This is a genomic window from Streptomyces sp. SID3343, from assembly GCF_009865215.1.
Classification (GTDB): Bacteria; Actinomycetota; Actinomycetes; order Streptomycetales; family Streptomycetaceae; genus Embleya.
In genome coordinates this window covers 1-518 of the sequence record NZ_WWJX01000169.1, presented here as the reverse complement: position 1 = coordinate 518, position 518 = coordinate 1, and the positions used below count along the sequence as shown (strand labels likewise).

General features: G+C 73.4%; 1 protein-coding gene. It reads right to left on the bottom strand.

The features are described 5' to 3' along the window. Positions 1-170: 170 nt before the first annotated feature. The coding region (locus GT354_RS06030; protein WP_202511551.1) for a helicase associated domain-containing protein at positions 171-518 on the bottom strand (348 nt) is incomplete at its 5' end.

Genomic DNA, 518 nt, shown 5'->3' with positions numbered 1-518 from the left:
GTCACCGGCCTTTATGCACCCTCGAACGTGCGCAGCCTGTATAGGGGTTCATCGTGAGTAACCCCAATCCACCCTCGGCGGCCCGGCCCCTCTGCTCCCCTCCCTCACGTCCCCCGGTCTGGTTTCGTACGTGCCCTCTTGCCTTCCTCTCCGACCCCGGCCCGGCCCGGTCACGACCACCGCATCCCCAGCGCCGAGAGCGCCTCGATCCGCTCCGCCAGCCATGTCGCCTGCCGTTGCCGGGCGTTGGCCAGCGCCACCCCCAACTTCACCGCGTGCCCGGCGCCGTCGACCTCAACCGGCTCCACGTGCTTGCGCGGCACCGTCAAGTGCCCCTCGCGCTCCCGGAACGCCGCCGCCGCAGCAAGGGTGAGCGCCCACCGGTCCACCGGCGCCGCCCGCTGCTCCGGCACCGCTGCCGCCTCTACGCCCACCCCGGCCAACGCCTGCCGCTGCGCGTCGGTCAGGTCGGCCCAGCCGCGCCGCTGTCGCTCCAGCCACGCCCCGACGTCCTCACC